This is a genomic window from Bartonella sp. B10834G3 (assembly GCF_016102505.1).
Taxonomy (GTDB): Bacteria; Pseudomonadota; Alphaproteobacteria; order Rhizobiales; family Rhizobiaceae; genus Bartonella; species Bartonella choladocola.
Genome location: NZ_JACFOM010000025.1, coordinates 1 through 306 on the forward strand (window position 1 = coordinate 1; position 306 = coordinate 306).

Annotated in this window: 1 protein-coding gene; it reads right to left on the reverse strand. The window is 42.5% G+C overall.

Translation table 11 applies throughout. The features are described 5' to 3' along the window. The coding region (locus tag H3S94_RS11795) for an invasin domain 3-containing protein (RefSeq protein WP_198241186.1) at positions 1–306 on the reverse strand (306 nt) is incomplete at both ends.

A 306-nucleotide genomic window follows, 5' to 3' on the forward strand; every position in this document is an offset into this window, starting at 1 on the left:
TCGCTGTAAAGGTGAGTGTTGATCCTTTGCTATCACCTGCGTTAAATGATGTCGAAGATGCGATAAAGGTGGAATTTCCTTTTCCTGCATCAACATCACCGCCCTTTATTGTCACAGTGGCTTCAAGAGTTCCAACGGCAACAGAAGAAACCTTCGGTGTAATTTTATAAGTTCCGACAAGCGTGCCTTTTAATGTGGCTGTATAAGTGCCATCCGGTGACTCTTGAATTTCCGACAGATTAACGGCACGACCAGTTGTATCTATCTCCTTATTATCTTTGTCCGTTACAACAAATTTCAACTTGC